Source organism: Ruegeria sp. AB11, from assembly GCF_056536325.1.
In genome coordinates, this window is record NZ_JBQFJO010000001.1 from 839,151 (window position 1) to 864,844 (window position 25,694).

Here is a 25,694-nt window from a genome sequence, read left to right on the forward strand (position 1 = left end):
ACCCAGTGAATACGACCGGTTCGGACACTTCAATCAGACAAAAGCTCGGGGCGGTGCTGTTTGCCGATGTTGTCGGCTATTCCCGCCTGATGAGTGAGAACGAGATGGATACGTATAACGCGTTGAAATCTCTTTTGTTCCAGCTCGAAGAGACTTGCTCGAAATATCAGGGCAAAATCATTGAAGTGCGCGGCGACGGCATTCTTGCATTGTTTGATACGGCCACCAGCGCGGTTGAATTCAGCATCGAACTGCATCGAATTGCGGCCGAGCATAATCTGACGCGGCCGGACGGCCAGCACATCAAATTCCGTGCGGGCGTTCATTTGGGCGAGGTTTTGATGGATGAACGTGGCATCCACGGCGACAACGTCAACATCGCCGCCCGCCTGCAAGAGATTGCCGAGCCCGAGCGGGTTTATGTTAGTGCGGCCGTTTATGAGCAGATCCGCAACCGGCTGCGTTATGGTTATGAATTCCTTGGCCCCAAACAGCTCAAGAACATCATGTCTCCGGTCGCGACATACTGTGTTCGAACCGAGGTCGAAGGAGCGACAATGGCCGCCACCTTGCGTCCTGAGATGCAGTTGGAAGTGCTCGAACGGCCCGATATCCCCTCGGTTGCGGTATTGCCGTTTGCCAGTCAGGGTGGTGAGGAAGATGATAACTGGGTCGCCGAAGGGCTAACCGATGACATCATCATGAACCTGTCCAAGTTCCGGAACCTGTTCATCATCGCCCGAAACTCGTCCTTCTTCTTCAAAACCCAGTCAATGTCGCCTCAAGAAGCTGCCCGGCGCCTAAACGTGCGCTACATCGCGCGCGGCAGCGTGCGCCGATCATCCAGCAGAATCCGGATCACGGCCGAGCTGATTGACGCCAACACTGAACGCACCATTTGGGGCGAGAGGTTTGACCGCAAGCTCGACGATATATTCGATATTCTGGATGAAGTGACTGAATGCATTGTTGCAGCCACCGCAGTGATGATCGAGTCGCATGAAAAACAGCGCATGGTACAGGCGATCCCGTCAGACTTGCAGGCCTATGGGTCTGTCCTTCAGGGGCAGCATCATATCTTCAAGTACACACGCAACGATAACCGCAAGGCGCAGCATTGCTATGAATCCGCTCTTGAGCGTGACGGCGGCTATGCGCGGGCTGCAGCAGCCCTGTCGCGTACGTTGAACATTGATTGGCGCTATTCGTGGACTGAAGACCCAAACAGCGCACTCGACAAGGCACTATCGTTGGCCCAACGCGCCGTGGAACTCGACCCGACCGATGCACGCGGGTTTGGAGAGCTGGGTTATGTACAGCTTTATCGAAAAGAGTTCGATTCCGCGATCGAATCCTACAAGCGCGCCCTGCAGCTGAACCCCAATGACGCGGATATGCACTCGGACTACGCAGACGCACTGGCCCATTGGGGAGATAACGATACTGCGATCAAGCATCTGCAACAGGCAATGCGTCTGAACCCGTATTTCCCTGATCAATACCTTTGGCATCTGGGCGGAGCCTATTACAATCTCAAGCGCTATGACGACGTGATCTCGTGCGTGAACAAGATGAACAACCCGACCGAAGGGCAGCGGGTGCTGGCCGCCAGCTATGCGCATAAAGGCGAATTGGACATGGCCCGCCAGATCGCTGACAAACATCGCGCGGCGCATCCAAATTTCTCACTCTCGCACTGGGCCAAGGTTCAACCAGACCGCCTGTCCGACGATACGCAGCATTTTGTCGAAGGTTTGAAAAAGGCTGGATTCTGAGAGGCAAGAACGGATGCGTCCTGCGCCGCCGCCTTTCATCCGGCGCGGTGTCCGATGCAACCACGCACAATTAGAAGTTTCCGCAGGTAACCATGAATATATCAATAACTGAACAAAGCGTCCTGCACATGTTGGCTCAAGGCGGAACAATCCGCCACGAACGCAATCCCAATGGAAAAATAGTGCATGTTGTGTGCAATATGCTTGACAGATCCCTGCTCTCCGACTGCACACTCGACATCATTGGTAAACTGCGCCGTAAGCGCTTGACCGTGTCGCGAAACTCCGGCTCTAACAGCATAACGGCTATCGGTCGCCGCTCTGTTGGGCGACAGCCAAACAACAGAACAGCATGATGATGTTATGATAATACGTAACGAAACAGGCGCTGACATTGCGCTCATTCAGGCTGTAACCGAGGCAGCATTTGCTACAGCAGAGCACAGTTCAGGCACGGAAGCTGCTATAGTCGATGGCCTGCGCGAAGCTTCCGCTCTCACCTTGTCATTGGTCGCTGAGGAAGATGGGGAGCTGTTAGGTCACGCTGCATTTTCCCCGGTCCTGATTAATGGCAAAGACATGAATTGGTATGGCCTGGGTCCAGTATCCGTCCATCCTGACCACCAGGGCAAAGGAATTGGTGGCGCTCTTATCCAAGATGGGCTGCGGAAGCTCCGCGCTCTGGATGCAAATGGATGCGTAGTTATGGGGCACCCGGATTATTATCCGCGTTTCGGGTTTGTACGAGATGACAGGCTTCGATTTGAAGGTGTGCCGCCCGAGTATTTCATGCAGCAAGTCTTAAAAGGAAAGCAACCTGACGGCGCGGTAACTTACCATCCCGCGTTTTTCATTGAGTAATAAGTCTCGAAGCTTCGCCCCATGCAGAAATAGGGCGGTGCGACAAAGCCTGGATTGGGTTCAATGCTGACATAAAGTTGCTGCAGCCCACACACCTGCACGTATGTGGCCAGCAACACTTTTCATATCAGGCTTAATCCAACCGCGCTTTGCTTAATCAGGCCCTATTCCCCGCGGGCCTTCGCGCCGCTGACTTTGGCACCTGAAACTTTAGCACCCGACACTTTGGCTCCGCTGACCTTGGCGCCTGAAACCTTGGCCCCGCTCACCTTGGCTCCCGATACCTTGGCTCCGGCCATCATCGGCGCGTCGTATTCGAAATAGACGTCCAGCAGCACTTCTTCGATCTGACCGGCGGCAATATCCATGCGGATGGTGTAATCGGCCTGATCATAGTTCCAGACACGGATGTCATTCGCCATCTGGTAGTCCGCGGCTGCAACACCTGATACCGAGGGGCTCATCGGGGCACGTGCCGCCTGTTGCGTGGTGTCCTGGGCGCCGGCGTCATTGCTGGTTTGCAGCTTGAACCCATAGGGCAGGTTGCCACCCGTGGCGCTGTCGCCTGCGCCATGGACCAGAAAGATCGTCGGTTCCGGCATTTCGTAATAGGTGCCGTCATATGCGAAGCCATAGATTCGGGCCAGCCGGGCATCGCCTCCGAACTGGTCCCCGATGAAGTTGTTTACGCCGCGACCCTTTCTGCGGTCATCTTGTTCAACAAACAACTGCTGGCTGTGGCTGTTCGCTGTCTGCTGCCAGAATGTGTGTTTGAAAACGCGTCCCCGACGAACGTAGACAAATGATTCAAAAGAGACTTTCTTACGTTTGTCCAATTTCAGCTTGTCGCCGTCGTTCTGGTCCTTGATGATCTTGTAAATCCCGGATTTGTTGTTTGCGCTGTCTCCAACCTGCACAAGAATCCGATCATCTTCGCGGACAGCCACACCATCAATCTTGGTGATCTCATCTGAAAAATCAAAATTCGTCGCCACCTCAATTGCCAGCCGGACCGATTTCTGCCGCAGTTTTAGATCACTTAACTCTCGCCCAAACAATAATACCTCGGAAAAACTGAGTAACGACTCAGACATATCACTTTCTCCCTATCGGGGGCTGACGGAGCTTTCTGCCACGTCCGTCCCGGTTTGCGCATTGGTCTGCGCTTCGTTTGTCGAATTATCACCCCGTGCCCGTAACCTGACATAAAACCGAGGTAAAAACAAAGACTTTAAGGTTCTTTCGGCTCGGGCGCTAGTGTTCGAACCGATGCTGCATGGCTCGACCCATCCGGCTTAGTCAGACGCGGGCCAGGGCGTGTCAATCCGATGTCGCGCATGCGGAAATTGCCTTCGATGATCTGGCGGAATGCCCCTCCTGTGATCTCTTGGTCAACAACAACCAACGCGCGCTCAACCCCGAAGTAGCTCAGCATATCAGCATCCAGCATTTCCAAAGCGTCGGCAAGATAGGTGCCCAGCAAATCCCGCGCTTCTATCAGCGCCACGCGGAATCCTTCCGGTTCAGCGGCGTAATGCTCGTCGAATAAATCCTGCATGATCGCGTTGTATTCGTCAGAGCCTTCCAGCTCATCCGAAAGCTCCTCCATCTCGGGGTCGATCACATCATGTGCAACCAGCCGCTCGTGGTAGATATCGACCAGAATGTCGAACATCGCCCCGGTCAGCGGTTCCGACAGCGCGTGTTCACTGGACCAGCCATGTGAGAACTCGGACAAAGTCCGGTCATTAGCGGCGATGCGGATTTGCGAGTTTTGGGACAGCTCTGCAAATCGGCTGAGCCGGTTATAGGTATACAGGTTCCCGCGCGTGTTCTTCAGCAGTTCATCTACGACTGAACCGAAATGCAGTGATGCAAGCAGTGCCACCATATCTGCTGCTGATTCATGGAATCCATAATACTCGCCAGTTGCGTCCTCTTCTGACGGCATGCCGATGACGCTGTAGATGATGGCATGGCCGATCTCATGCGCTACGACGTCAAAATTAAGGCTATAGGGGCGGTATTCCTCGCCATGTTCTCGAGTGCCGCCGGTCTCCAGAAATCCCCAGCCGATATGCGCGTTATCAAGGCTGGGCAGCAGGGAAAGTTCCAACCGTTCAAAATCACGCTCGAAATGCCAGGGGATAGGGCGGCCGAAATAGCCCTCCCACACATCCATCGTAAAATGTGCTGCGCCAAACAGATGAGCAGCTTCAAAGGCCGGATCGTCGGGATCGATATGGATAAAATTTCCGAACTCGTCGGGCTCAGGCGGCGGCAGGATATAGCCATCCCAGGCGGGCAGATACATCTCGGGCCCTTCTTCGCCTTCAATCATCGCGCCATAGGGGGTCGTCTTGTCGACCGGGTACATCGCATACATTCGCGGCCCCGAGGGGCCCGGTCCGATCGTACCCTGCGGGGCAGAGATCTCGACCAGTTCAGGTTTCGAATTCGGCTCTAAGAAGGGCGATTGCGGATAAAGCAAGAACCGTGTGCCCGGAGTTTCGTTGTCCGAGTAGTCGGGCCAGATCGTCATTGTCCCCTCCCGTTATTGTCCCGGTTCGCCTTCGGTGCGACAAAACATGTATTCAGCTTCAATCAGATCAAGAAACGCCTCGCGCCCGTCAAGGCCAAGCGCGATTGCATGGGATTCAAGATCATCTGGCACCGCCTGGTCAAGCCGCGTTTCAAAATACCAGAGCAGCGATTGCATTCTGTTTGCAGAACCATTCACCCGATCCAGCCCCGCCATCCGGCTGGCCTTGCGTCGCGCCCGATCTCGCAGCGCGCCATAGCGACCATCGTGGCGCAGTTGGGCTAGCAGGGCAACGTCGAGCTCATCCGCGCGCGCTGTGATGGCCGTATCTTTGTAGGAACAGTCCGCCAGCAACGCCTCGTATTGAGCAAGCGTCAGATCGTTGTCCTGCAACCATTCCATCAGATCGGAGTGGCGGGGCAGGCGGGCCGCGCGACGGTGTAAAGTCATCTGTCTTCGCAGGGTATCCCGATCAGGTAGGTGATTTATCCGATATGCTTCGTCGCGCGCCAACAGGTGCAACGCGGCGCGGTCGCGTAGTTGGACATAAAGGGCAGGGTCCAGCCGCAGTTCGTCCACCAGTGCCCGCGCATCCGGGTCATGCGGAGCGGTTTCGGAATCCACACGAGTCCGCAGTTCACGCCAGACCAGAGTTCGTTCGACGCGTGTCGATTCCGGCGCGTAGGAACCTGCTTCCAGGTACCGCGCCATCTGCGCCAGCATCTCGCGTGCGTCGTCTCCTTTGGCATCCACCTGCCCGCCGGGCAACCAGTTCAGAAACGTCGCCGAGTCTGTGTCGGTCTTTGCAACCGAAATCACCTTGTCCCAAACCCGGTCGCGATAGTGCAGCGCCTTGGCTGCACCCAGCAATATCTGTGCCTCATCCTCCGACACCACTTTGGCCTTCACCGCTGCGGACAGCGTGGCCCGGATCGAGACCATAGGCTCACTCAACGGTATGAAGCCAAGCTCGGCGGGGCCGTGCAGCACCGCGACCTCATCGTCATCTGCAATGGCGCCGCTCAGGTAATCCTCGAACACCCGTCCGACACCGATCATCCCGAAATCAGCCAGTTCCGCCGCCCGCAAAGCACCCATGCTGGCGCTGCCGAATACCGGAATGCCCTGTTCCAGCGCCCACAGGATTTCCTTGTGCCAGACCGAAGGCACCCCGTCGAAATACCCGTCGATAATGCCAATTGCTTGCGGCCTGTCGCGCACCGCACGATACACATCGCCCTGCTGAACCGGGGGCAGGATGGTGGCATCCAGTTGTTCCTGCACGGCCTCGGGTCGCAGCGTGGGTCCAACAAAAACAACGACGGTCATGCCGACACCGCTCGCGCCCGCGGACCGGCGATGAAGTCAGGATCGTCATGCGGGGCTTCCAGCCCCGGAATGACCGCGCGGACGACCGCGATGTCGATCTCGGGTCGGGACAGATCAACCGTTACCACTTGGCCGATCCCAGCCTCAGACAACCGGGACAAAAGTAGATCGAGGTCTTCTGTGAAAGATCCGGTGACGTGCGAGGGGCAATCCTTAAAACGCTCTGTCGGCTTTGCGCCTTCGATCAGCTCGCGAACATACCGTCCGCGCCACAGGCGCGCCTCGTCGATAAACTCCTCAGGGTCCAGATCGTCCCGCGCGCCTGAGATATAGGTCAGCCGTGTTTGCGCCGCCTCGGTCAGCGCGCGTAGCAGCGCGATGGCGCGGTCGGGGTGACAGCCATCCCCAATCCCGATATGGCCGTTTGCCTCGCTGGTCTCGCAGATAACACAGCGAAAACTGGCGATGCCGATATCCGAGGTCGTGTCCCAGATCCCCAGCTCTAGCCCCGCCTCTGCGATCAGGCCCATGGCCTGACGGCAGCGCGGATCATCGACTGTATCAGAATCGACGCGGGGTGTTGGACCCCGATGATGCCACAGCGTCGTGGCATCGCGCTCGATCAATTCGCAGATCGCGTGGCAGCTAGCCTCAGCGGCATCGTTTCCCGATGCCAGACCATTTGTCGTACGCGGAAACGCGCGCTGTCCTTTGGCCATAGAGGTCGTGTAATCCGTATCCACCATCTCATAGGGCACCCAGCAAGCAGCATCCGCGTTCAGGTCCTGCCCCTGCACCCACAGCATCGCACCGTGAGGGTCAAACTGCCCGCCGGTTACGCGGGGCAGGCGGTCCACATCGACCACGTTTTCCTGCGCCAGATCGGTGTGGCTGCACAGCCGCAGCGGCAGTTCGATCCGTTCTGCATGCCACGACTCGATCGCCTCCATCACCCCCGAGGCCTGCGCCGCACTCAGCGACAATCCCTTGCCCAGCGACACCGCAACCGAGCGCGAATTGGGCCGCGTCACCATCACGGTCGGCAACCCGATCCGATCCAGTCCGGTCAGATTCGCGATCCGTGTGATGCCCATCTCTTTGAGAAACGGTTTGACGATGGCAAGGGTCTCTTCCGGATCGCGCAGCCGGTGGGTATCCAGCACATAGGTCTTCTGCGATTCTCCGAGCATTCAAATGACCTTGGTAAATATTTGATTAACCAACCAAACCCGCCAAGCGGATCAAGTCGGAGTCAGGATGCGGGATGATAGCGAATGGGTCAACACCACTGCCTGAGCGAACCGCCCTTGAATGACCTGTACCCTGCCGCTAAACGGAACCTCTGAATTGCCTCAATAGCTCAGCTGGTAGAGCAGGTCCTTCGTAAGTAGCGGGTCCGCTCGTGATTGACGTTTGATGCCAATGAGTTAGAGAAAGCACATAGTAACTAGTAGGGCCATAGTAGGGCCACGGAAGAGAAGGATGCCGCTGTAGCTCAGCCGGTAGAGCACGTCATTCGTAATGATGGGGTCGTAGGTTCAAGTCCTATCAGCGGCACCATTCTTCTCAACAAAACTACATCCCCGACAGACCTGTGAAAAAGCAAAATAGCAGATGCTTAGCGTGGCCTTACGCGCAGTAAGAACGATCTAACTTCCTCCGTCCTGAAGAGGAGAGAGGACCACAAGTGTATAGGTTGTATGGTGGGTATAGGTATTTGAAAATTAGGACAAAGGCGCGGCTTAACGGGGCGGCTAGCACCACCCCGTTTGCCTATATTGCCCATATTAAAGCGGCTCGTTTCGATCCCGTTTGAAGTCGCCGTAGTCTGGTGCTGGATCAACGTCTCCGAGCCATTCCGTGGTGGTGTCTGACCAGGGTATTTCCTGACCGATGTATCACTCGAAGCTCTCCCGACATGCGGCGAGTGGCGGGAAATGATACCGAGTTGAGCGCTCGAGAACGGGATCGCCTGATCCAAGGTGTCTTTCCACGAACTTTCCGTTTTGTGCTGTCCGAAGGTTTGGAAACATCTTCCGCAACTCCTGACCAAACATGGTCCGCTGCACGTACTGTGCGGGCTGGGTACGGCGCAACTCCGAATACATCGCAGCAATGGTCGTCACGCCAGGTCCGTTCCCCGGAGCATCAGGCTGCGGCAGGTAACCGGCATCCAGGATTTGATAGACGTATTTCTCTATCGGTCCTTGTGCTTGGATGATCTGATCAAACAACTCCGGCGTCTTGATTGTCACCCGAGGGTTGGGACTCAAGGAGGCATCACGTCGGAGCAGGTCGTAGAGCATAGCCTCATACCCGCCTTCTTCCATCTGTCGCATCAGAGCAGAGAAATAGGCTTTGTCGTCCCGCCTCTGCGGCGACACTTGGAACACCTGCCATCGCCTGTCGCCAATGTCCGCAGGCACCACGGAGCGCTCATTTGAAGTTGCCGTAAAGATCATGCGATTGTCGTAGGCAATGGGGTCAACGCCCTTTCGCTCGATCATGATTTTTGGCTCAGTCAACATCGTCTTGATAGCCCCGGCGTTGCGCCGATCACCTCCGAACATAGCTTCGTCCACATAGACGAAACACCTGCCTTCCAAATGCTGATTGAATTTGCCACTGACGTGGTCGTCCTTCGTGATCGAGACAAAGTGTGGTCGCCATAGGCGACCAGCCGCACGCGATGGAGATGAGCTGCTGGAGTAGAGGGCGATTTAGATAATGGCCACTTCACTGGTTTAGAAGTTTCAAGGACTTGCTATATCCAGCAGTAATTGAAGGCATATGCATTCGATCATTTGCAGCGCTAAATTGGGTTGCTAAACAAAGCAACAGTATGATCCAATTACGATCTTTGATTGAGTCGCCGTCCGTCCCAATTTCCCTGACGTCGAAATTACATAATATGCTATTTGGTCTTCCCCAAACCCCTTCGGCTTTGCAGTTGCACTGCACTCCATACTTGTGAGCAACCGACATTAAATGGCAATAAGTTCTGTGTTACGAGTATCCTGTTGTCTTATGTGAAAGCTTCAAGTAACTGGTCTCAAAGATTACCGCCAAGGTCAGGTTGGATGTCCATTCAAGAAATCCTCGCGATAGAAAAAACACTAATAAACCGTATCGAAAGTCGACAAGCCAAAATTGGTATCATCGGGATGGGCTACGTAGGTATCCCGCTGGCCGTCGCGTCCGGGACGGCAGGTTTTTCGGTTCTGGGATTCGACATTCTGGAAGATCGAATCGCGCAATTGAATGCGTGTCAGAGCCCGATTGGGCATATCCCTAGCGGTGCACTTGAAGAAATTCAGAAAAACGGTTTTGAAGCCACAAGTGATTTTTCGCGCATCGGCGATTGTGATGCGATCATCATCTGTGTTCCCACACCACTGGACAAAACCCGTGAGCCGGACCTCAGTTTTGTGACTTCGACCATGGATATGATCAGTAAGTTTCTGCGGGAAGGTCAACTGCTGGCGCTCGAAAGCACGACTTGGCCAGGCACCACCAATGAAGTGCTGAAACCCTATGTGGGGAAAGCCGGCCTGACGGTGGGTAAGGATTTCTTCCTTGTCTACTCGCCTGAACGTGAAGACCCGGGCAATGCACATTTCAATACACAGACCATTCCCAAGGTTCTGGGCGGTGATACGCGAGCCTGTCGCGATGTGGGTGAGGCGCTTTACAGCGCGATTGTTTCCAAAGTCGTGCCCGTTAGTTCGACGGCGGCGGCGGAGATGACCAAGTTGCTGGAAAATATTCAGCGGTCGGTGAATATTGGCCTGATGAACGAAATGAAAATCGTCGCGAACGCCATGGGTCTTGACATATTTGAGATCATTGATGCCGCTGCTACCAAACCCTTCGGATTCACTGCATACTATCCCGGGCCCGGCATCGGCGGGCACTGTATTCCAATCGACCCCTTTTACCTGACCTGGAAAGCGCGCGAGTATGGGCTGCACACCCGCTTCATCGAGCTAGCGGGTGAGATCAATGCGAGCATGCCGTCCTACGTGGTGAACAAGTTGGTCCGCGCCTTGTCGGAGCGCGGCAAGGCGTTGAAAGGGGCCAAGGTCCTTGTGCTGGGCATCGCGTACAAGCGCGACATCGAAGATGTGCGCGAAAGCCCCTCGGTGTTTGTCATGGAACTGCTGCGGGATTGGGGGGTTGATCTGTCCTACTCCGACCCGCATGTGCCTGCGTTTCCTGTGATGCGCGAGCATAAGTTCGATCTTGAATCTATAGAGTTGACGCCTGAGACACTGGCACAACAGGATGCTGTCATTCTGCTGACGGACCATACGGATTTCGATTTCGAAGTGATCGCCAAGCACGCGCCTTTGCTGATTGACACTCGGGGAGTGTACCGTCGCCGTGGCAAAATCGTTCCAACGGCCTAGCCTGCCTTCAACTTCCTTGAAATAGAGTGTTGTCACTATGAAAGTCTGTACGATCATCGGAGCGCGGCCACAGTTTGTTAAAAGCGCCCCTGTCGCGCGTGCATTCCAGAATTGTGCCGGTGTCGAAGAGGTTATCATTCATACTGGTCAGCACTTCGATTCCAACATGTCCGACGTGTTTTTTGACGAACTGGGTATCCCGAAACCGCGCTACAATCTTGGGATTTCCAATGTTGGTCACGGCGCGATGACCGGGCGCATGCTTGAAGGGCTAGAGACAGTCTTTCTGGAGGAAAAGCCAGACTGGGTGTTGGTGTTCGGTGATACCAATTCCACCATTGCCGGAGCGCTCGCCGCTTCCAAATTGCACATCAAGGTAGCGCATGTCGAGGCGGGGTTGCGCTCCTTCAATCGCAAGATGCCGGAAGAAATCAACCGCATCCTGACAGACCATTGTTCCGATCTGCTTTTTACACCAACCGAAACGGCTACAAGAAACCTTGAGAATGAAGGCATCCCTGCCTCGAAAGTGCTGGAAGTAGGCGACGTCATGCAGGATGCAGCCCATTTGTTCGGGGATTTGGCGGATCAAAGCAATACGTTGGCCGGAGATTTATCGATTGACGCTGGCGGCTTTATACTCGCGACGGTGCACCGGCAGGAAAACACCGACGATCCAATGCGGCTGAGGGCCATTGTGGAAGGTTTATCTCTGGTCGCCGAAGAAATACCGATTGTGCTTCCACTACACCCGAGGACGCGTGGCAAGCTAGAGCAGGCAGGTGTAAAACTCGGTTCCGGTATCAGATGCGTCGAGCCGATTGGGTATCTAGATATGCTGGCGCTGGAACGAAGGGCCGCATTGATCGTGACCGATTCCGGAGGCGTTCAGAAAGAGGCCTATTTCCAAGGGGTTCCATGCGTCACACTGCGCGATGAAACAGAATGGACCGAACTGGTTGAGACCGGGTGGAACCGGCTCTGTCCACCAAGCTCTGGTGCAGACATCGTAAAGGCCGTGCGCGCGGCTCTTGGAACAACCGGAGATGACGTAGCCCTCTATGGCACTGGCAACGTGTCACAAGTCATCGCCGAAAAGATAGCTTCTTTCTATGGATAACGCGCGCTGCAAAGGTATTTAGTTCGAACGAGCTGATGCCGGTTTGCGCCTTGCGTCGAGTCACTCCGCTACAGAGGCAGGTGACAAGACCTCGTCGTACAAAGCCAGCAGTTTTTCTGCTTGTCTTTGCCAGCTGTAGTGGTTCACCAGCCTGTTCTCGGCCTCCGGCGTCATAAGGTAGGCATCCCGGTTGTCGAATACCTCTTGAAGTGTGGCGGCGATGGCTTTCGGATCAGTCTGGTCCATCGCTCTCCCGATCCCCAGCGTTTCGACAAACCGCCGCATTTCTGGCAGGTCGGAGACACAGATCGGAATGCGGGCAAAAGCAGCTTCGAAAAGCTTATTTGGCATGGCCAACCGGTGATTCAGTGACACGTCCTGAAAGGGGCAAACCGACACATGGGCCGTACTTATGGCTGCGGGCACATCGCGTGCATCAACCGGTGGCAACAAGGACACCCGGTCGCTTACGCCCAGTTGTTTGGCGACACTTTCAAACCATGCGTCATTGGTGACATGCCGCGGTCCCAGAGAGACCAAATGCGCCTCCGGCAGATGGACCATCGCCTCCAATACCTTGTCGACTCCGCGGTGCGTACGCTGAATTCCGCCGGTAAATACTATCAATGGGACATCGTCACCCACGTTCGCTTGTTCCCGCACCGTGCGAAAACCTTCACGCACCTGTACCGGTTTCGTGAGTGTCGACGCTTCAACCTCCGGCGCATTCATGACGATCGTCGGAGGCGGCCCGGCAAACCGCTTTTCATAGAGCTCCCCGAACCCGTCCGACACGGTGATCATGCGTGTGACATAGGGAAAACAGTCGTCTTCAATCCATTCCGGAAGCTCAGGGGCTTGCTCATCCATTTTTGTCGCGCGCGCGGGTTCGTATTCATGTGCGTCATAAATCAGCGGAACCTTGAGCCGTTGTGACAACATGACGCCGCATGGTAGGCAATAGATGTCATGGGCATGAATTGCGACGATGCCGTCCTTGCTTTCGATTTCCGGAAAGTTCGAGCAATAGTGAATGGATTGTGCCTGATAGAGTTTCTTCCTCCAAACTCGGTAGTTCTTTCGCATATCCGTCACTTTGCGAGATTTCTTACCGGTCTCAGGATTAATCGAGGCAAACGGCAGCGATTTCTCGAACAGTTTGATCCGCATCTTGAGTGAAAGATACTCCACAAATCGCCGCCGACGCTCGGCGCCGTCGGCCGTTTTGAAATAACTGGATTGGGCTTTTTCAATGGCGCCCGCGCCGAACTTCTCTTCGATACTGGGGATCAGTGTTTCAAGAGCTTCTACCGATTTTGCAAAGGGCAAATAGCGTTTGCGTATCTCGTCTTTGGAGCGGTTCAGGAATGTCAATTTGTCAAGAATGTCTGCACGGGCATTTTTAGAGCTATAACATTCAAAGCGCGTGATTTTGACGCCATCGATCTCATCATGCTCCGGCAGGCCTTCGGGCCAGTCGCAATACACATTGACGTCGTATCCGGCATTTCGAAGAACGCGCGCCTGTTTCAGGACACGGGCGTCCTGCGTGATTTCATGGTATGTAAGACTGATGATCTTACCTGACCGGTTCGGTGTCATGGGTTTGCTTCCCTTCGAACTAAGCTGTATTTCCTGCGCTTATGCAAGCAATGCGGCGATTACTTTTTCCTGATCGTCCTGTGTCAGGTACGGACTCATGGGGATGCTGAACACGCATGTGGAGGCGGTTTCGCTGTTTCTCAATCCTTCCGGATCTGCGGGAAAGTCACGGTATGCAGTTTGGTAATGCAAAGGTTTGGGATAATATATAGCTGTCGGAATGCCTTGTTTTTTTAGTGAGGCCATAACCTCGCTGCGCTGTTCAGCGGACTTGGCGCGCAGCGTGTATTGGGCCCAGGTCGATTGAACGTCGTGCGGAATATCAGGCGTGACGAAATGCGTCGACAGTGCGCTGGTATATCGTTGCGCGATGGCTTCACGGGCGGTGATTTCCTCGGCATAGAGGGCTAGTTTTTCGAGCAGAATCGCGGCTTGCAGCGTGTCCAATCGCGAGTTCACACCAATTCTCACATTGTCATATTTCTCGATCCCTTTTCCGTGAACGCGGAAACTGTCTAGCACTGCTGCAAGTTCTGGATCGTCTGTGAAGAGCGCCCCGCCATCGCCATAGCACCCAAGTGGTTTGGCGGGAAAGAACGAGGTTGTGGTGATGCGGCCAATGCTGCCGGTGGTGCGGCCCTTGTAGCATGCACCCCAGCCCTGGGCACTGTCACAGATCAATTGCAGGTCGAAGTTGTCCGCGATCTGTTCCAACGTGACGTATTCGGCAGGTCTGCCAAATAGATCCACGGGCATGACGGCGGCAGGTCGCAGGCCGTTGACACGGGCGTGCTCCACCGCACGAACTAGGCTGTTTGGGGACATATTGTAGCTGTCGAGATCAATATCGACAAAGACTGGCGTGGCGCCAACGAAAGGTACTACCTCCGCAGAGGCAGCAAAGGTGAAGGACGGAATAAAGACTGCGTCACCGGGTCCGATCTCAAGCGCCATGAGCGCAAGTTGAAGCGCATCGGTGCCGTTGGCGCAGGAAATGCAGTGCTTTGCCCCGCAGAAAGCGGCAAGAGCTTCTTCAAGCTCCTTGACCTCGGGACCCATGATATAGGCCCCATGTGACAGCACCGCTGCGATGCGCGCGTCGATCTTGTCCCGGATGCGCTCCTGCTGGGCTGCAAGGTCAATGAACTGCATCAGGCCCCTCCACTTTTTGCGGTGAAATATCTCGTCAGGACCTTAGAATCCTTGACGTAATCCAACACCGCGTGCCCGAACTTGTCGCGTCGGCTGCTGTCTGCACCCTTGGCAATCAATAAATCCAGAAGCGCCAGGTTTTCGGATTCACCCTTCAGTATGGCCGATTTTGCGTACATCAGCACCGTGGTGCCGTTTCTGCCGGTAGCGTTCGGGTCCGCGCCACGGTTAAGTAACTCGGCTACAATATCTTTTTGCTGATTAAATGCAGCGACGATCAAGGGAGTCCAACCTTCGGGTGTTCGATGTTCCAGCAACTGAGGAAACCTGTCCAGATATTTCGAAACCTCTGCAAGCCTTCCCGCTTCACAAGCAAAAACCAGGCGTTTGGCCGCCTGAAGTACAACCTGCTGCGAGCGCCAAGCAGGGAAGTCCAGCAATATCTGCCACTTCTCGTCGGAGGTCATCGGGGTGTTCTTACCCGACCAGTCGACTTCGCGATGGGCAAGCCGCTCGCCGTCTCTGTCAGACAGAAAACGGCGGAGCGCAATCAGCTGCAGCTGATAGATGTTTTCCTGCACGGTTTCTGCGGTGTCTGAGGGGCCAATCTCCACCGTGTCGAAATAAATCTGCTGCCCCGCGTCGACGCGAGCGTCGATAAGATGTGTCGTCACCCCGGCTGAAACACTCTTCTTAACGGTGTAGAAGAATGCATCTAGACCGGAGGTTTCGGGGATCGGGCCTGGGTGGAAGTTGACGATCCCCTCGTCGAAACACTCAATCACGGGGCGTTTCAGGATGCGAGCACCGGCCACGATGCCAAGCTTTAGGCCTTTTTCTGCGACATGGTGTGAGACCGCGTCAATATCACTGTGTTTCATTTCCACATAATCAAAGCCGAGCGATCGAGCGACCTCAGCAGTATCCTGCGGCGGCGCGAATCGCAGTGACTTCACCGAATACCTGGTCCTGTCCACATTGGGAAGCGACTCCATGGGGGCGGCAATTACACAGACTTTTTTTTTGCCTGCCAGAGCCAATTCTACAAGAATATCGCGGCTTTTCCTATGTGGAAAAGCATAGGCAAAGACAGCAATCATGTATTGATAACCTTCGCCAGATCCGGGTGTTGCTCCCCCTTTCTGGGTTCAATCGCGGCCGAACGGATGCTGCTTACGAGTTCGATGGAAGGGCGCACCGCATCGAGGCCAAAGCCGTTTCCACCGAGTATCCCATGATAACTAGCGGTGTGTAGATCGGTGAACCCGCCAGAAAATTCGACCTCCTCACCATCAACGGTGATCGAGCGATAGGTGGTCTGACCCTCTGGTGTTTGGGCGGGCAAGTGTGCGCGGTTGATCGACAACACCCATCTGACTCGCGCCTGCTGGAACTCAAGGTAACCGGCCGAAGCGTCTGCTGCTCGATAATGCACCACTGAGGATTTCAATGGTCCAAAAATAAAAGAAAGCATGTCGTAAAAATGAACGCCGATGTTGGTGGCGATACCGCCCGACTTATGCTCATAACCTTTCCAGGAAGCGTAATACCAGCTGCCACGCGATGTGAAATATCCTAGATCGACATCATGGATACGATCCGGTCCGCTCTGAGCGATCTTGTCCTTGAGAGCAAGGATGGCGGGATGCAGCCGCAATTGCAGGATGGAGTTGATTCGATGACCGGTTTCCTTTTCCAACGCTGCAAGCTCATCAATCTCGGACGGGTTTAGAACCAGAGGCTTTTCACAGATCGCATCCGCCCCGGCGCGTAACGCAAACCCCATGTGCGCCTTGTGCAGGTAATTCGGTGAGCAGATTCCGATATAGTCGACCCGCTCTCCGTCAGTTCGGCGCGAAAAGACATCTGCCTCGAACTGCTCGAACTCCGTAAAGAAGCGGGCATCGGGGAAGAAACTGTCCATAATTCCGATGCTATCGTTCAGGTCATAAGCGGTTTTTAGGATTCCGCTGGTTTCTCGGATGGCCTTCATGTGCCGAGGTGCTATGTAACCGGCTGCTCCGATCAGTCCATAGTTTTTCGTCATAGGTGTCTTTCGCGCTTTAGCTCTTATGCTCTCAGGCGGTGGCTGAGGGGATCGCATTGTCTATGAGGGTATTTCACCAGCGTTTCAAGCTCTGAACTGCCTGACTACGGATTGCCTTGCAGAGATTTTCTGAGTATCCGCACTCTGGAGGTTGGCTCTTCGCCAAAATCATACTGCAAGGTATCAAAAGCACGATAATGCCCCGCGACCCGCATCTGAACAGTGTGTCACCGGTGCCTAAAACGCTACGGGACGACATTCAAGGCCTGCGCGCGCTGGCTGTCCTGGCGGTTGTCGCGTTTCACGCCAATTGTGCATGGCTTGCCGGTGGATTTGTTGGCGTGGACGTGTTCTTTGTGATTTCGGGATACCTCATCACGTCGATCATCCTACGCCAGCGTGAGCGTGCAAATTTCTCTTTCGTTGCATTCTATCTCGCGCGGTTGCGTAGTATCGTTCCGGCATACATAGTGATGATCAACCTGACGTCGATCGTCATGGCGGCCATTCTCGTGCCTAGAGATTTTGAAGCTTTCAACGAAAGCGCGATCTCTGCCCTCTATTTCGGCAGCAATGTGTTTTTCGCTAGGTGTTTGATCCCAAGGTTTGATGGTGTGTTCTACACGCTCGTATATTTGAAACAATGCGGTCCAGAAATCTGCTCAGTGCCACAGTGTAATCCTCCCAAGCCGTGGGCCATAAGTTATATTTTTGATCCTCTCTGATCGAGCGTAAAAACACTCTGTTCGCGATACGTTCACAAATAACGGTGGTCCAAATCAAATGGGGCACTGCAGTGAACAAAGGCTCAGAAGAGCCGAGCCGATCATGAGCGAATTATCGCTTTTATATTGGTTGTTGAGATCAAACAAAGCCAATATGCGTACCAAGGCGATCTTACAGGAGACAAGCTTTGCTTGAACAACTTATACATGACTTCAAGCGAAGCTCCCCGCTAATTCGAATATCGATCATAGCTTTGTTCCCTCTCTACCTGCTGTACAGGTTGCACCGATATCGGCGAGACATTAGGCGCAACCGCATCAACACTTCTTTCAGCGTGCAGCGGATGGGTGACATCAGCGGTACTCTGCGTGATGTGAAACAAGAGCCCATTGATCCAAAACTGGAATATGAGATCAACGATTTGGCGGATACATTCGCGCTCTGTCGGATTGTCGGCAACGATCTCGAGCCAAGGCACAAGGTTGGCCAAAGCCTCTCAAATGTGCGCTTTATTTTAGATAATGAACCAGAATTCGATGGCGTAAGAAAGTTATGGTTGATCAATAGGATATTTAACGCTGAGACTGAAGCAAAGATTATCGGCTTACTTGAGGAACGAGGGCAGACCTATCGACGTATCGCCTTCGATCCAGAAGAATATCAGTCTATCGGTTACAGCTTCGATACGTTCAAACAGCCTGATATGTTCTACGACGGACATCTTGAAATAGATTCAACCAGTACGCGCACGACGCAGGCGGTTATGCAGGCTTACCGCGCCCGCAATAACTATGTGATGCACAACAACGGTGCACGAAATGCAGCTCTCGAGTTTTGTCTGGAATACGGCAAGTGGGCGCTGCCTTTTGATGGGAATTGCTTCCTTACGTCCTCAGGATGGGCGCGGCTGCATTCGAACATCTTAGAGGCCCGGGACAAGCGATATTTTGTTGTTCCAATGGCAAGGATCACCAACAATCAAGATTTGCTGGAACCTAACAATACCTTTTCTGCGGAAGAAGAGCCCCAATTGGTTTTTCGATGCGATGCACCATTGAGGTTCAACGAGGACCTTCCATATGGTCGTCGTCCAAAGGTTGAGCTTTTCATGCATCTTGGTATCGAGGGTCCGTGGACGCGATGGCCTGTGGAAGATTTCGACATTCCGCCACGCCGAGTTCACCCTGATGGTCATCGGGTTGGGCAAGCCGGTTGGGTCGCGCGGCTGGCGTCAGGAAAAGCCCACCTTGAACAGGCTGATCGGAAGGCATTTGTTAACCGTGGTCTCGCACGCGCTTCTGCGATCCGTTCGACTTTGGACATGTTGTCGGCGCGCCCAGTCCGTGCGACGTTCGCGCAACACCAAGCCCTATCATATGACTTGACCACGGCTGGTCCGGCACAGTCAGAAGATTGGGCAGCTGTTCGGGAAGCTGCACAGCAAGCTTTAGACCGAGGGCCCTTTTCGGTTACGCAAAAACCCGAGCCCGGCCCCTCTGGCGATCTTCGCGACTATTTTCATCCAGCGCCATATTGGTGGCCGAACCCAAATTCGAAAGATGGTTTGCCCTATGTCAGGCGCGACGGTGAACGACTGCCGGGCACGGAACTTTATGAACCAGAGAGTGACCGCTTCGACCGAACACGTCTGCAACGCGTCTTCGACGACACCACAGCCCTTGCATTAGCGAGTACATTACAAGGCGCCGATCCGAGTTTCCACGCACACGCCTGCTCAATTCTGAGGACGTGGTTCCTGGACGCTGAAACTGGCATGAAGCCCAACCTTTCTTATGCGCAGGTTCGGCTGGGTCACCAGGGTAACATGGGGGCTGCCCATGGGGTTATCGAAACCAAAGATTTTTATTTTCTTCTTGATGCGGTTCGGATTCTTAGAGATTCGCACATAACCGACCACATGAAAGAGTGGAGCGCGGAGTTCTTTGATTGGTTCACTGATAGTGTGCAAGGTCGCCAAGAATGCAGAGCAGCCAACAACCACGGGACATGCTATGACTTGCAGGCCGCCAGTCTTGCCGCCTTTCTGGAAAAAGAAGATTATCTGCAAGCCATCGACTTACGAGCGCAAGCTCGAGCCATTTCTACGATCACCCCTGATGGAGATCAACCGCACGAACTGCAGCGCACACTGACGCAGCACTATTGGGCTTTCAATTTACAGAGTTGGGTTAACCTGTTCGACCTTCTTTCAGCTGCAGGGCTGCGCCCTTGGCAGAGTGAAGCTGGCGAGAGGGTGCGGGTTGGACTACGCCGCATGTTGATGCTGTCAAAGCAAAACTGGGAGCACCCCCAGATCAAGCCATTCGACGGCAATAGATTGCTACCTTTGAATGAGACACTGAAGAACCAAACAGGTGAGGATATCCTCGGGCGCGCGGAAAGTGATGGGCCTGTCAGTTTTTTTCCTCATGATGGGGTTGCCCCGTTCTGGCGTTTGACAAGGCTAGGGCGCTGAGAAAAAAGTAACTAGCGTATCCTCAAATGCTGCGTCAGGAAAGGAGCTTGCAGTATTGCCGACAGTTGCAATCTCGCCAAAGCGCGAAAGATCATCAAAAACTGCAGGACCGACCATAACGCAAAGCGAGCGCGCTCATTTGTTGGCGGGCTAGTTTCAGATTATTAGGCGAATCTCAGTGTAACTCATGCTTGCTTCGTTTGAGTTATTCAGTGGTACCGATTAGCAGACATGGACCACAATTCAATCAATACGAAGAGGCAGAAACGGCTTTTACATCCAAACAATCGGGATCCAGGAGCAGGGTCACAGCTTAGCCTCAGATATTTAGCTTTGAGGCGGAATTCTTATCCATTAAGGTCGTTGCCTTTTAATCGCTGGGCTGTCCACTTTATGACTGCTCTGACTGACTTCTTTTTGATCCGTCTAATTTCGCTCTGCTCGCCCAGAGACATGCATATTCTCGCAACACGGCTGGCTCGTCTTTGTGCAGCGCCATTAAAGCGCAAGCTGCCCACATCGCTACGTCATATTCCGAATTGGAACGTTTCAGCCGGTATGCATTTACGGCTGCACTGTTTGGGGTTGAGGGTTCGAACATCAGTTCCTGAGCCGATCACAAAAAAGCATATATTGTTAGAAAGCCAGAAAAAATCCCAATTGAGGCAACCGTGAAGTTTAGAGAGAAGTTTAACATCGGGTCTTCCAATCTAGAAAGTTTGGCAGGTGCCGTATAATCGTCGGCGACATAACATACTGTTAGTATGCCGGAATGTCTTTGAATGGATCGAAAACGCATCGTTAACATTGCGTTAACAATTCGCGCGATTTCGGAGCTTTGTAGGTTGTAATCGTGCAGATCTACTGATCTTCGTCCGCCTCAAGCGCACAGCGCCTTCGTTCGGATCGATGCAAATATTTGAGGAAATGCGCCAACAATCTGCTACTCGACGCATTTCAATGAGTAAAAAGTGTATGAAAAAACTTAACCCTATTAGACGCTTAAGGACGGTTAGAGGAACTCTCCATCAGTCACTGTGCTTGCAATATTCACTCGATGAAATCATAGCTCGATGTTGGCGTGCCTCCTCGGGGAACTTGGCTAAAGCATCAATACAATGCGGTTCGTTGATGGGCGCAAACCCCTCCATCTCACTGGCCAGCCGTCAAAATCAATTCACATTGGCGAACATAATTCTCCAACAAAACCATTCACTGAGTATCCCGACCGTAACGGGGACCCCAAAGCGAGCGCTAGATATTTTTGAGGTGCCCGCCGCTCTTGTGGCTCAGAGTAGCATCTCGATTTTCGCCCCTGGAAACCGCGACGCCAGCGCGTTTGCTCCGCTATCCGGAGTCAGGCAAAGGGCGGTTGATAGCCCATCGGCAACAGCGGCCCGCGCCGCGGATACTGATACTGCGTGTTGCGTAACTTTGTGCCCTTTCGGGTTCAGGATATGGCCATGTTTGCCCTGTAACATCGTACCTCCGGGCGCTGAGGTTGCGACAGCTCGATCCTGAAGCCTGATTCGTTTGGCCACCTTGCCATCGGGGGCGGCCAGCCCCACGCGCCATGGTTCGCTAGTGTATCGCTGGCCAAGAGCGGCGACCTCACCCATATCCACCAATACATTGCACAGATCGAAGGACCGCAGCAAAGCAGCAATCCGGTCGGTGATCGCACCTTGCGCAATCCCGTTCAACGTGATCGCCGAATGTCTGGGATATGGCAGGCGGATTTCATCCGTACCGACATGCACGTTGTTCCATCCGATCGTTGCATGCGCGCGTTCCACTATTGGCTGCTCCGCTCCGCTGGCCAGCGCCAGCCACAGCGGCTGGATCGTCGGATCAAACGACCCGCCCGAGGCTTCGTGAAGCGCGGAACACAGGCTCAGCACCTCCAGCAGCTCAGGCGCAGGTGCATTCAAGTGACCGGTGCGGTTCAACTGGCTGATCTGCGAATGTGGTCGGTAGAGGCTGAAGAGATCCTCAAGCCGGTTCAATTCGGCTTCGACCGCGGCAAAGATCGGCGCGGCCTGTACATCCGTCAGGCCTTCAAGCCGCAGGCTGGCAGGTGCGCCCAGCGCGATGCCGTGCCATTGGGCCGAACCGCTGGCGGCTGCGGGCATGGCGGCGCAGGCGGCTGAGATGGTCAGGAAGCGACGGCGGGTCAAAACGGTCATGCGGGGGTCTCCAGAATCAAGTCCAGATCGACGGGTCCAAGGACTTCGGCATCGGGGATCTCGGGCAGGGGCAAAGCGGACCCGCCATAGCGCAGGATAAACGCTTCGGCCTCGTCGAGTTCCGCAAATGGGACGACCTCGCGCGCGCCCATGCCTCCGGCGACATCTGCGCCAACGACAAAGGTCGCGCCATCGGCTGCGATCCAGTTGGAGATGCCCGGCTGCCCCCAGCTGGGGGCGACCCCCATGTCGCTGACGTAAACAGCGGTGATCTTGGCATCGCGTTCGGGGCTTTTTAGATAGGCCAGCATGTCGCGCACCTGCGCAAAGAACAAAGGCGCAGGATAGCCTTCCAGATGAATCTGACCTTTCGGCCCGCCGTGTTCGGCGATGTTCATCTGGCAGAAATAGCTTAGCGCATCGGGGGTCAGATCAACCGGGTCGGGGGCCTCGGCCACCTCTTCCTTGCAGGCCGCCAGCGCGACCAATGCAATCAGGGCGAGGCGTTTCATGGCTCGACCCTCCGGAATGCGATCCGGGCGAGTGCAAAGCCTATCACCGGCCAGATCAACAGTGAGACGGGTGCAGCCCAGACTGGCAGCGCCTGCGCCGCCCCGGTCATACCGGAAGCCATCGCGACGCCTTCGGTCGCGGCGATGTTCCATAGTCGGAAAGCGTCGGCCGGGTTGGCCACCATCACCCATGGAAAGACGGATTGGGTGAAAGTGCCGCCCTTGTCCATGACCACGGCCCCCAACAGGCCCAGATCATAGAGGACGACAAAAACCAGCCAGAGCCCAGCCGACAGACCCGCTGCCGCCGTGGCCCCCTTTGCCAGGGCGGACAACAGGTATCCAAGCGCCAGAAAGACAGCGCCCAGCAGGATGGATGTGAGGATGAGGCGGACCAGCGCCATCAGGCTCTCTGGCCCCGCGCCGCCAAAGAAGGCGGCCACTGCGCCTGCGGTGCCGAAACCGATGGTCATGGCAAAGGCCAGCGCGGCGAGGTGGGCGGTGAACTTGCCCAACAGGATTTCTCCGCGCCCGGCCGGGTAAGACAGCAGCAGCGAAAGGCTGCCGCGATCCACGTCGCCGGCGATGGCGTCAAAGGCAATCATCAGCGCCAGCAGCGGCGCAAGATAAACCGACAGCGTGGTCATCGACGCGACCGAGACGGTCAGCATGTCGACGCCCAAAGTGCCAGTAGGCGCGCTGCCCGCAAAGGTCAGCGCCAAAGCGAACAAAACCATGATCAGAGTTGCGACCAGCAGCCAGCGGTTGCGGCGCAGGATCAGCATCTCAGTCCGAGTGATGGCGAGGAAGCGAATCATTGCAAATCCTCCTGTGCGTAGTGGCGATAGAGATCTTCCAGCTTGGGCGGGGTCATTTCCACATCCGCGACCGCATCGCCCAGTCCAGCGATCCGGCGCAGGGCCTCCATCTTGTCTTCGGGTGTGCAGAGCAATTCAACAGATGCCCCATTGATCCGGCTGCCGCCCAGTTCAGCGGCCAGCACATCCGGATTGGCGCTTGCGCGTACCTTCAAGCGGATCGGTAGACCCGCCAGAGCCGACAGATTGTTCAGGGTGTCGTCGGCGACCATCTGACCCTTGCGCATGATGGCGATCCGGTCGGTGCGCGCCTCGACCTCGGTCAGCGCGTGTGAGGCAATCAGAACGGCGGTGCCTTGGGCAGCCAGTTCGTCGATTATGGCGTACAGGTCCTGCCGAGAAATCGGGTCCAGCCCGCTTGTCGGTTCATCCAGCAAGGCCACTTTCGGTTGGCCCAACAGCACCTGCGCCAGGCCCAAACGTTGCCGCATGCCTTTGGAATAGGTGCCGATCCGACGGTCCAGAGCGTCGCTCAGGCCGACACGATCCAGCAAACCGGACACATCGGCTTTTGCGCCTGAAAGCTGCGCAAACAGGGTCAACTGCTCACGCCCGGTTAGCGCGGGATGAAATGACACCGCCTCGGGCAGATAGGCCGTCTCGCGCCGTGCCTGAGCACTACCGGGGGTGGCGTCTCCGATCCGAATGGCTCCGCCATGGATCGGCGTCAGGCCGAGGATAGATTTGATCAGGGTCGACTTGCCCGCGCCGTTATGGCCCAGCAGCGCAACGCGCTGGCCGGGGGCAAGGGACAGGGTGATATCGTCAAGAACGCGGGTTTTTCCACGGTCCTTGAGAACATGGTCGATTGACAGGGCCTTATCCGTCATGAGGCACCTTTTTCATAGCTGGGGGTTCAGGGGCTTGCATCAATGGATTGCTGTCCATCACACCCCCCGGCAACAGCGCCGGGAAGGCCGATTGAGACCAGCGCACCAGTTGCACGGCTGGGGAGCCGAGCAACAATTTGGCTGAGGGTTGGGTCCACAGCACATGGTCCATACTGTCATTGGGGCGATAGGGTGCATCGGCAATGCCGTTGCCATCCACATCATAAGCGGCGAAATCGGACCAGTAATTTCCGCGCCCGTCTTCGGACCACTCGACCCATTTGGTCGAGACATATTTCACCTGCGTCCGGTTTCCGATGAATGAGTTGCCAACGATACGGTTGCGCTCGGATCCGGCAGTAAAGTGGATGCCGATGCCGCATCCCTGGAACCAGTTGTCGGTGAATTCGTTCTTGTTGGAGTTATAGAGGAAGGTGCATTTTTCCTTGGCACCTTTCACCACGTTTCCGGTGATGGTGCTCTTGTTGGCGTAGTTCAGCATCACTCCGTGTTCGCGGTCGCCGATCGAGACGTTATTGGCCACGGTCACATTGGTGGTGAACATCACCGCATAGCCCAGATCATTGCCGATCGAGACGTTGTCGCTGACCACCGAATTGTCGGCATACATGTAGTGCACGGCAAAGCGCAGATCGCGGAACAGGTTGTTGGTGAAGGTGTTCTTCTTGGACGAGTTCACAAAGATCCCGTCACGCCCATACCGGATGTCATTGCCATCAACCACTGCGCCGGGGGCATTCCAGACATAGACGCCATTGCCGCGGTCGTTCATCCGTTGGTCCAAACGTCCTTCGATCCGGTTGCCACGCACGATGCTGTCTTTGGCCCCGTGAATGTCGACGCCGTAGAGGTTGCCTAGCAGCACGTTATCCTCGACCACGGGCGCCTTAGCCGTTTTGGTCAGCTGGATACCACTGTCGATACCCTCATGGCTTGAACCGGAACCGATAACTGTCAGACCACGCACAGTCACGCCCGGCCCAGTTACGGTGATGACGCTGCCGTTTCCTTGCCCGTCTATTGTGGCCCGTCCCAGCCCGTCGAGGGTTACGGGCCGGTCCAGAACCAGTGTTTCGGTGTAGACACCGGGGCTCAGGCGGAGGGTGTCTCCATCCGCCGCCTGCGCCAGTGTTTCATTGATGGCCCCCGCCCGGTTGGGCACATCCCAGTCCGCCGCCCAGAGGGGCGAGCCGAGCAGGAGCGGTATGAGCAGAGGCCAACGCATGGG

The 25,694-nt window shown here is 55.2% G+C and carries 21 protein-coding genes and 1 tRNA gene; 8 read left to right on the forward strand and 14 right to left on the reverse strand.

Going from position 1 to position 25,694, the window contains the following annotated elements; translation table 11 throughout:
- Positions 1 to 5 precede the first annotated feature (5 nt).
- From ACR3EJ_RS04315 to ACR3EJ_RS04325, 3 genes are all read left to right on the forward strand, one after another.
- A complete protein-coding gene (locus tag ACR3EJ_RS04315) occupies positions 6 to 1,775 on the forward strand; it encodes an adenylate/guanylate cyclase domain-containing protein (protein ID WP_170542396.1) in 1,770 nt (589 codons plus the stop codon).
- A 128-nt stretch (positions 1,776 to 1,903) separates the two neighbouring features.
- Positions 1,904 to 2,131 (forward strand): YjhX family toxin, encoded by a 228-nt coding sequence (locus ACR3EJ_RS04320; RefSeq protein WP_480423317.1) that lies wholly within the window; start codon positions 1,904 to 1,906, stop codon positions 2,129 to 2,131.
- Positions 2,100 to 2,636, forward strand: coding sequence for a GNAT family N-acetyltransferase (locus tag ACR3EJ_RS04325; RefSeq protein ID WP_480422711.1), 537 nt, complete (start codon positions 2,100 to 2,102; stop codon positions 2,634 to 2,636). The genes ACR3EJ_RS04320 and ACR3EJ_RS04325 overlap by 32 nt, the downstream gene beginning before the upstream one ends.
- A gap of 164 nt (positions 2,637 to 2,800) precedes the next feature.
- Here the strand turns inward: ACR3EJ_RS04325 and ACR3EJ_RS04330 are convergent, their stop codons facing one another.
- The 4 genes from ACR3EJ_RS04330 to ACR3EJ_RS04345 form a co-directional block, all read right to left on the reverse strand.
- Positions 2,801 to 3,730 (reverse strand): hypothetical protein, encoded by a 930-nt coding sequence (locus ACR3EJ_RS04330; RefSeq protein WP_170542391.1) that lies wholly within the window; start codon positions 3,728 to 3,730, stop codon positions 2,801 to 2,803.
- 137 nt (positions 3,731 to 3,867) lie between these two features.
- Entirely contained in the window at positions 3,868 to 5,178 is a 1,311-nt protein-coding gene (locus tag ACR3EJ_RS04335; RefSeq protein ID WP_480422713.1) for a gluzincin family metallopeptidase, read from the reverse strand.
- 12 nt (positions 5,179 to 5,190) lie between these two features.
- The gene (locus ACR3EJ_RS04340; RefSeq protein WP_170542387.1) at positions 5,191 to 6,507 is read right to left on the reverse strand and encodes a TfuA-like protein; all 1,317 of its coding nucleotides are present in this window, start codon (positions 6,505 to 6,507) and stop codon (positions 5,191 to 5,193) included.
- On the reverse strand, positions 6,504 to 7,697 hold the full coding sequence (locus tag ACR3EJ_RS04345) for a YcaO-like family protein (protein ID WP_170542385.1): 1,194 nt from the start codon (positions 7,695 to 7,697) through the stop codon (positions 6,504 to 6,506). Before ACR3EJ_RS04345 ends, ACR3EJ_RS04340 begins: the two co-directional genes overlap by 4 nt.
- A gap of 294 nt (positions 7,698 to 7,991) precedes the next feature.
- On the opposite strand from ACR3EJ_RS04345, the gene ACR3EJ_RS04350 reads away from it, so the two are divergent.
- A tRNA-Thr gene (locus tag ACR3EJ_RS04350) sits at positions 7,992 to 8,067 on the forward strand.
- A gap of 338 nt (positions 8,068 to 8,405) precedes the next feature.
- Here the strand turns inward: ACR3EJ_RS04350 and ACR3EJ_RS04355 are convergent.
- On the reverse strand, positions 8,406 to 9,227 hold the full coding sequence (locus ACR3EJ_RS04355) for a primase-helicase family protein (RefSeq protein WP_480423318.1): 822 nt from the start codon (positions 9,225 to 9,227) through the stop codon (positions 8,406 to 8,408).
- A 360-nt stretch (positions 9,228 to 9,587) separates the two neighbouring features.
- Here ACR3EJ_RS04355 and ACR3EJ_RS04360 point away from each other — a divergent pair, with 360 nt between their 5' ends.
- Both ACR3EJ_RS04360 and wecB read left to right on the forward strand, forming a co-directional pair.
- Complete coding sequence (locus ACR3EJ_RS04360; RefSeq protein WP_170542365.1) at positions 9,588 to 10,916, forward strand: nucleotide sugar dehydrogenase; 1,329 nt, start codon at positions 9,588 to 9,590, stop codon at positions 10,914 to 10,916.
- A 37-nt stretch (positions 10,917 to 10,953) separates the two neighbouring features.
- Positions 10,954 to 12,036, forward strand: coding sequence for a non-hydrolyzing UDP-N-acetylglucosamine 2-epimerase (gene wecB, locus ACR3EJ_RS04365; protein WP_170542363.1), 1,083 nt, complete (start codon positions 10,954 to 10,956; stop codon positions 12,034 to 12,036).
- A 60-nt stretch (positions 12,037 to 12,096) separates the two neighbouring features.
- On the opposite strand, the gene ACR3EJ_RS04370 is transcribed toward wecB, so the two are convergent.
- The 4 genes from ACR3EJ_RS04370 to ACR3EJ_RS04385 are packed head-to-tail and all read right to left on the reverse strand — an operon-like array spanning position 12,097 to position 16,837.
- Positions 12,097 to 13,638 carry a glycosyltransferase family 4 protein gene (locus tag ACR3EJ_RS04370; RefSeq protein ID WP_170542362.1) on the reverse strand — a complete coding sequence of 514 codons (1,542 nt, stop codon included), beginning with the start codon at positions 13,636 to 13,638 and terminating at the stop codon, positions 12,097 to 12,099.
- A 39-nt stretch (positions 13,639 to 13,677) separates the two neighbouring features.
- On the reverse strand, positions 13,678 to 14,790 hold the full coding sequence (locus ACR3EJ_RS04375; protein ID WP_170542360.1) for a DegT/DnrJ/EryC1/StrS family aminotransferase: 1,113 nt from the start codon (positions 14,788 to 14,790) through the stop codon (positions 13,678 to 13,680).
- Positions 14,790 to 15,890 (reverse strand): formyltransferase family protein, encoded by a 1,101-nt coding sequence (locus tag ACR3EJ_RS04380; protein WP_170542358.1) that lies wholly within the window; start codon positions 15,888 to 15,890, stop codon positions 14,790 to 14,792. The genes ACR3EJ_RS04375 and ACR3EJ_RS04380 overlap by 1 nt, the downstream gene beginning before the upstream one ends.
- Positions 15,887 to 16,837: a Gfo/Idh/MocA family oxidoreductase gene (locus tag ACR3EJ_RS04385; RefSeq protein ID WP_170542357.1), complete on the reverse strand. Its 951-nt coding sequence runs from the start codon at positions 16,835 to 16,837 to the stop codon at positions 15,887 to 15,889. Before ACR3EJ_RS04385 ends, ACR3EJ_RS04380 begins: the two co-directional genes overlap by 4 nt.
- A gap of 197 nt (positions 16,838 to 17,034) precedes the next feature.
- Here ACR3EJ_RS04385 and ACR3EJ_RS04390 point away from each other — a divergent pair, with 197 nt between their 5' ends.
- A complete protein-coding gene (locus tag ACR3EJ_RS04390) occupies positions 17,035 to 17,562 on the forward strand; it encodes an acyltransferase family protein (RefSeq protein WP_170703426.1) in 528 nt (175 codons plus the stop codon).
- 344 nt (positions 17,563 to 17,906) lie between these two features.
- Positions 17,907 to 20,039, forward strand: coding sequence for an alginate lyase family protein (locus tag ACR3EJ_RS04395; protein ID WP_170542353.1), 2,133 nt, complete (start codon positions 17,907 to 17,909; stop codon positions 20,037 to 20,039).
- Between the two features lie 1,289 nt (positions 20,040 to 21,328).
- On the opposite strand, the gene ACR3EJ_RS04400 is transcribed toward ACR3EJ_RS04395, so the two are convergent.
- From ACR3EJ_RS04400 to ACR3EJ_RS04420, 5 genes are read right to left on the reverse strand one after another with little or no spacing between them, the layout of a single operon-like run.
- Positions 21,329 to 22,225 carry an FAD:protein FMN transferase gene (locus ACR3EJ_RS04400; protein ID WP_170542351.1) on the reverse strand — a complete coding sequence of 299 codons (897 nt, stop codon included), beginning with the start codon at positions 22,223 to 22,225 and terminating at the stop codon, positions 21,329 to 21,331.
- Positions 22,222 to 22,737, reverse strand: a complete 516-nt coding sequence (locus ACR3EJ_RS04405; RefSeq protein ID WP_170542348.1) for a nitrous oxide reductase accessory protein NosL — start codon at positions 22,735 to 22,737, stop codon at positions 22,222 to 22,224. The genes ACR3EJ_RS04400 and ACR3EJ_RS04405 overlap by 4 nt, the downstream gene beginning before the upstream one ends.
- Positions 22,734 to 23,555 carry an ABC transporter permease gene (locus ACR3EJ_RS04410; protein ID WP_170542347.1) on the reverse strand — a complete coding sequence of 274 codons (822 nt, stop codon included), beginning with the start codon at positions 23,553 to 23,555 and terminating at the stop codon, positions 22,734 to 22,736. The genes ACR3EJ_RS04405 and ACR3EJ_RS04410 overlap by 4 nt, the downstream gene beginning before the upstream one ends.
- Positions 23,552 to 24,445, reverse strand: coding sequence for an ABC transporter ATP-binding protein (locus ACR3EJ_RS04415; protein ID WP_170542345.1), 894 nt, complete (start codon positions 24,443 to 24,445; stop codon positions 23,552 to 23,554). The genes ACR3EJ_RS04410 and ACR3EJ_RS04415 overlap by 4 nt, the downstream gene beginning before the upstream one ends.
- Entirely contained in the window at positions 24,435 to 25,691 is a 1,257-nt protein-coding gene (locus ACR3EJ_RS04420) for a nitrous oxide reductase family maturation protein NosD (RefSeq protein WP_170542343.1), read from the reverse strand. Before ACR3EJ_RS04420 ends, ACR3EJ_RS04415 begins: the two co-directional genes overlap by 11 nt.
- Between the last annotated feature and the right edge of the window lie 3 nt (positions 25,692 to 25,694).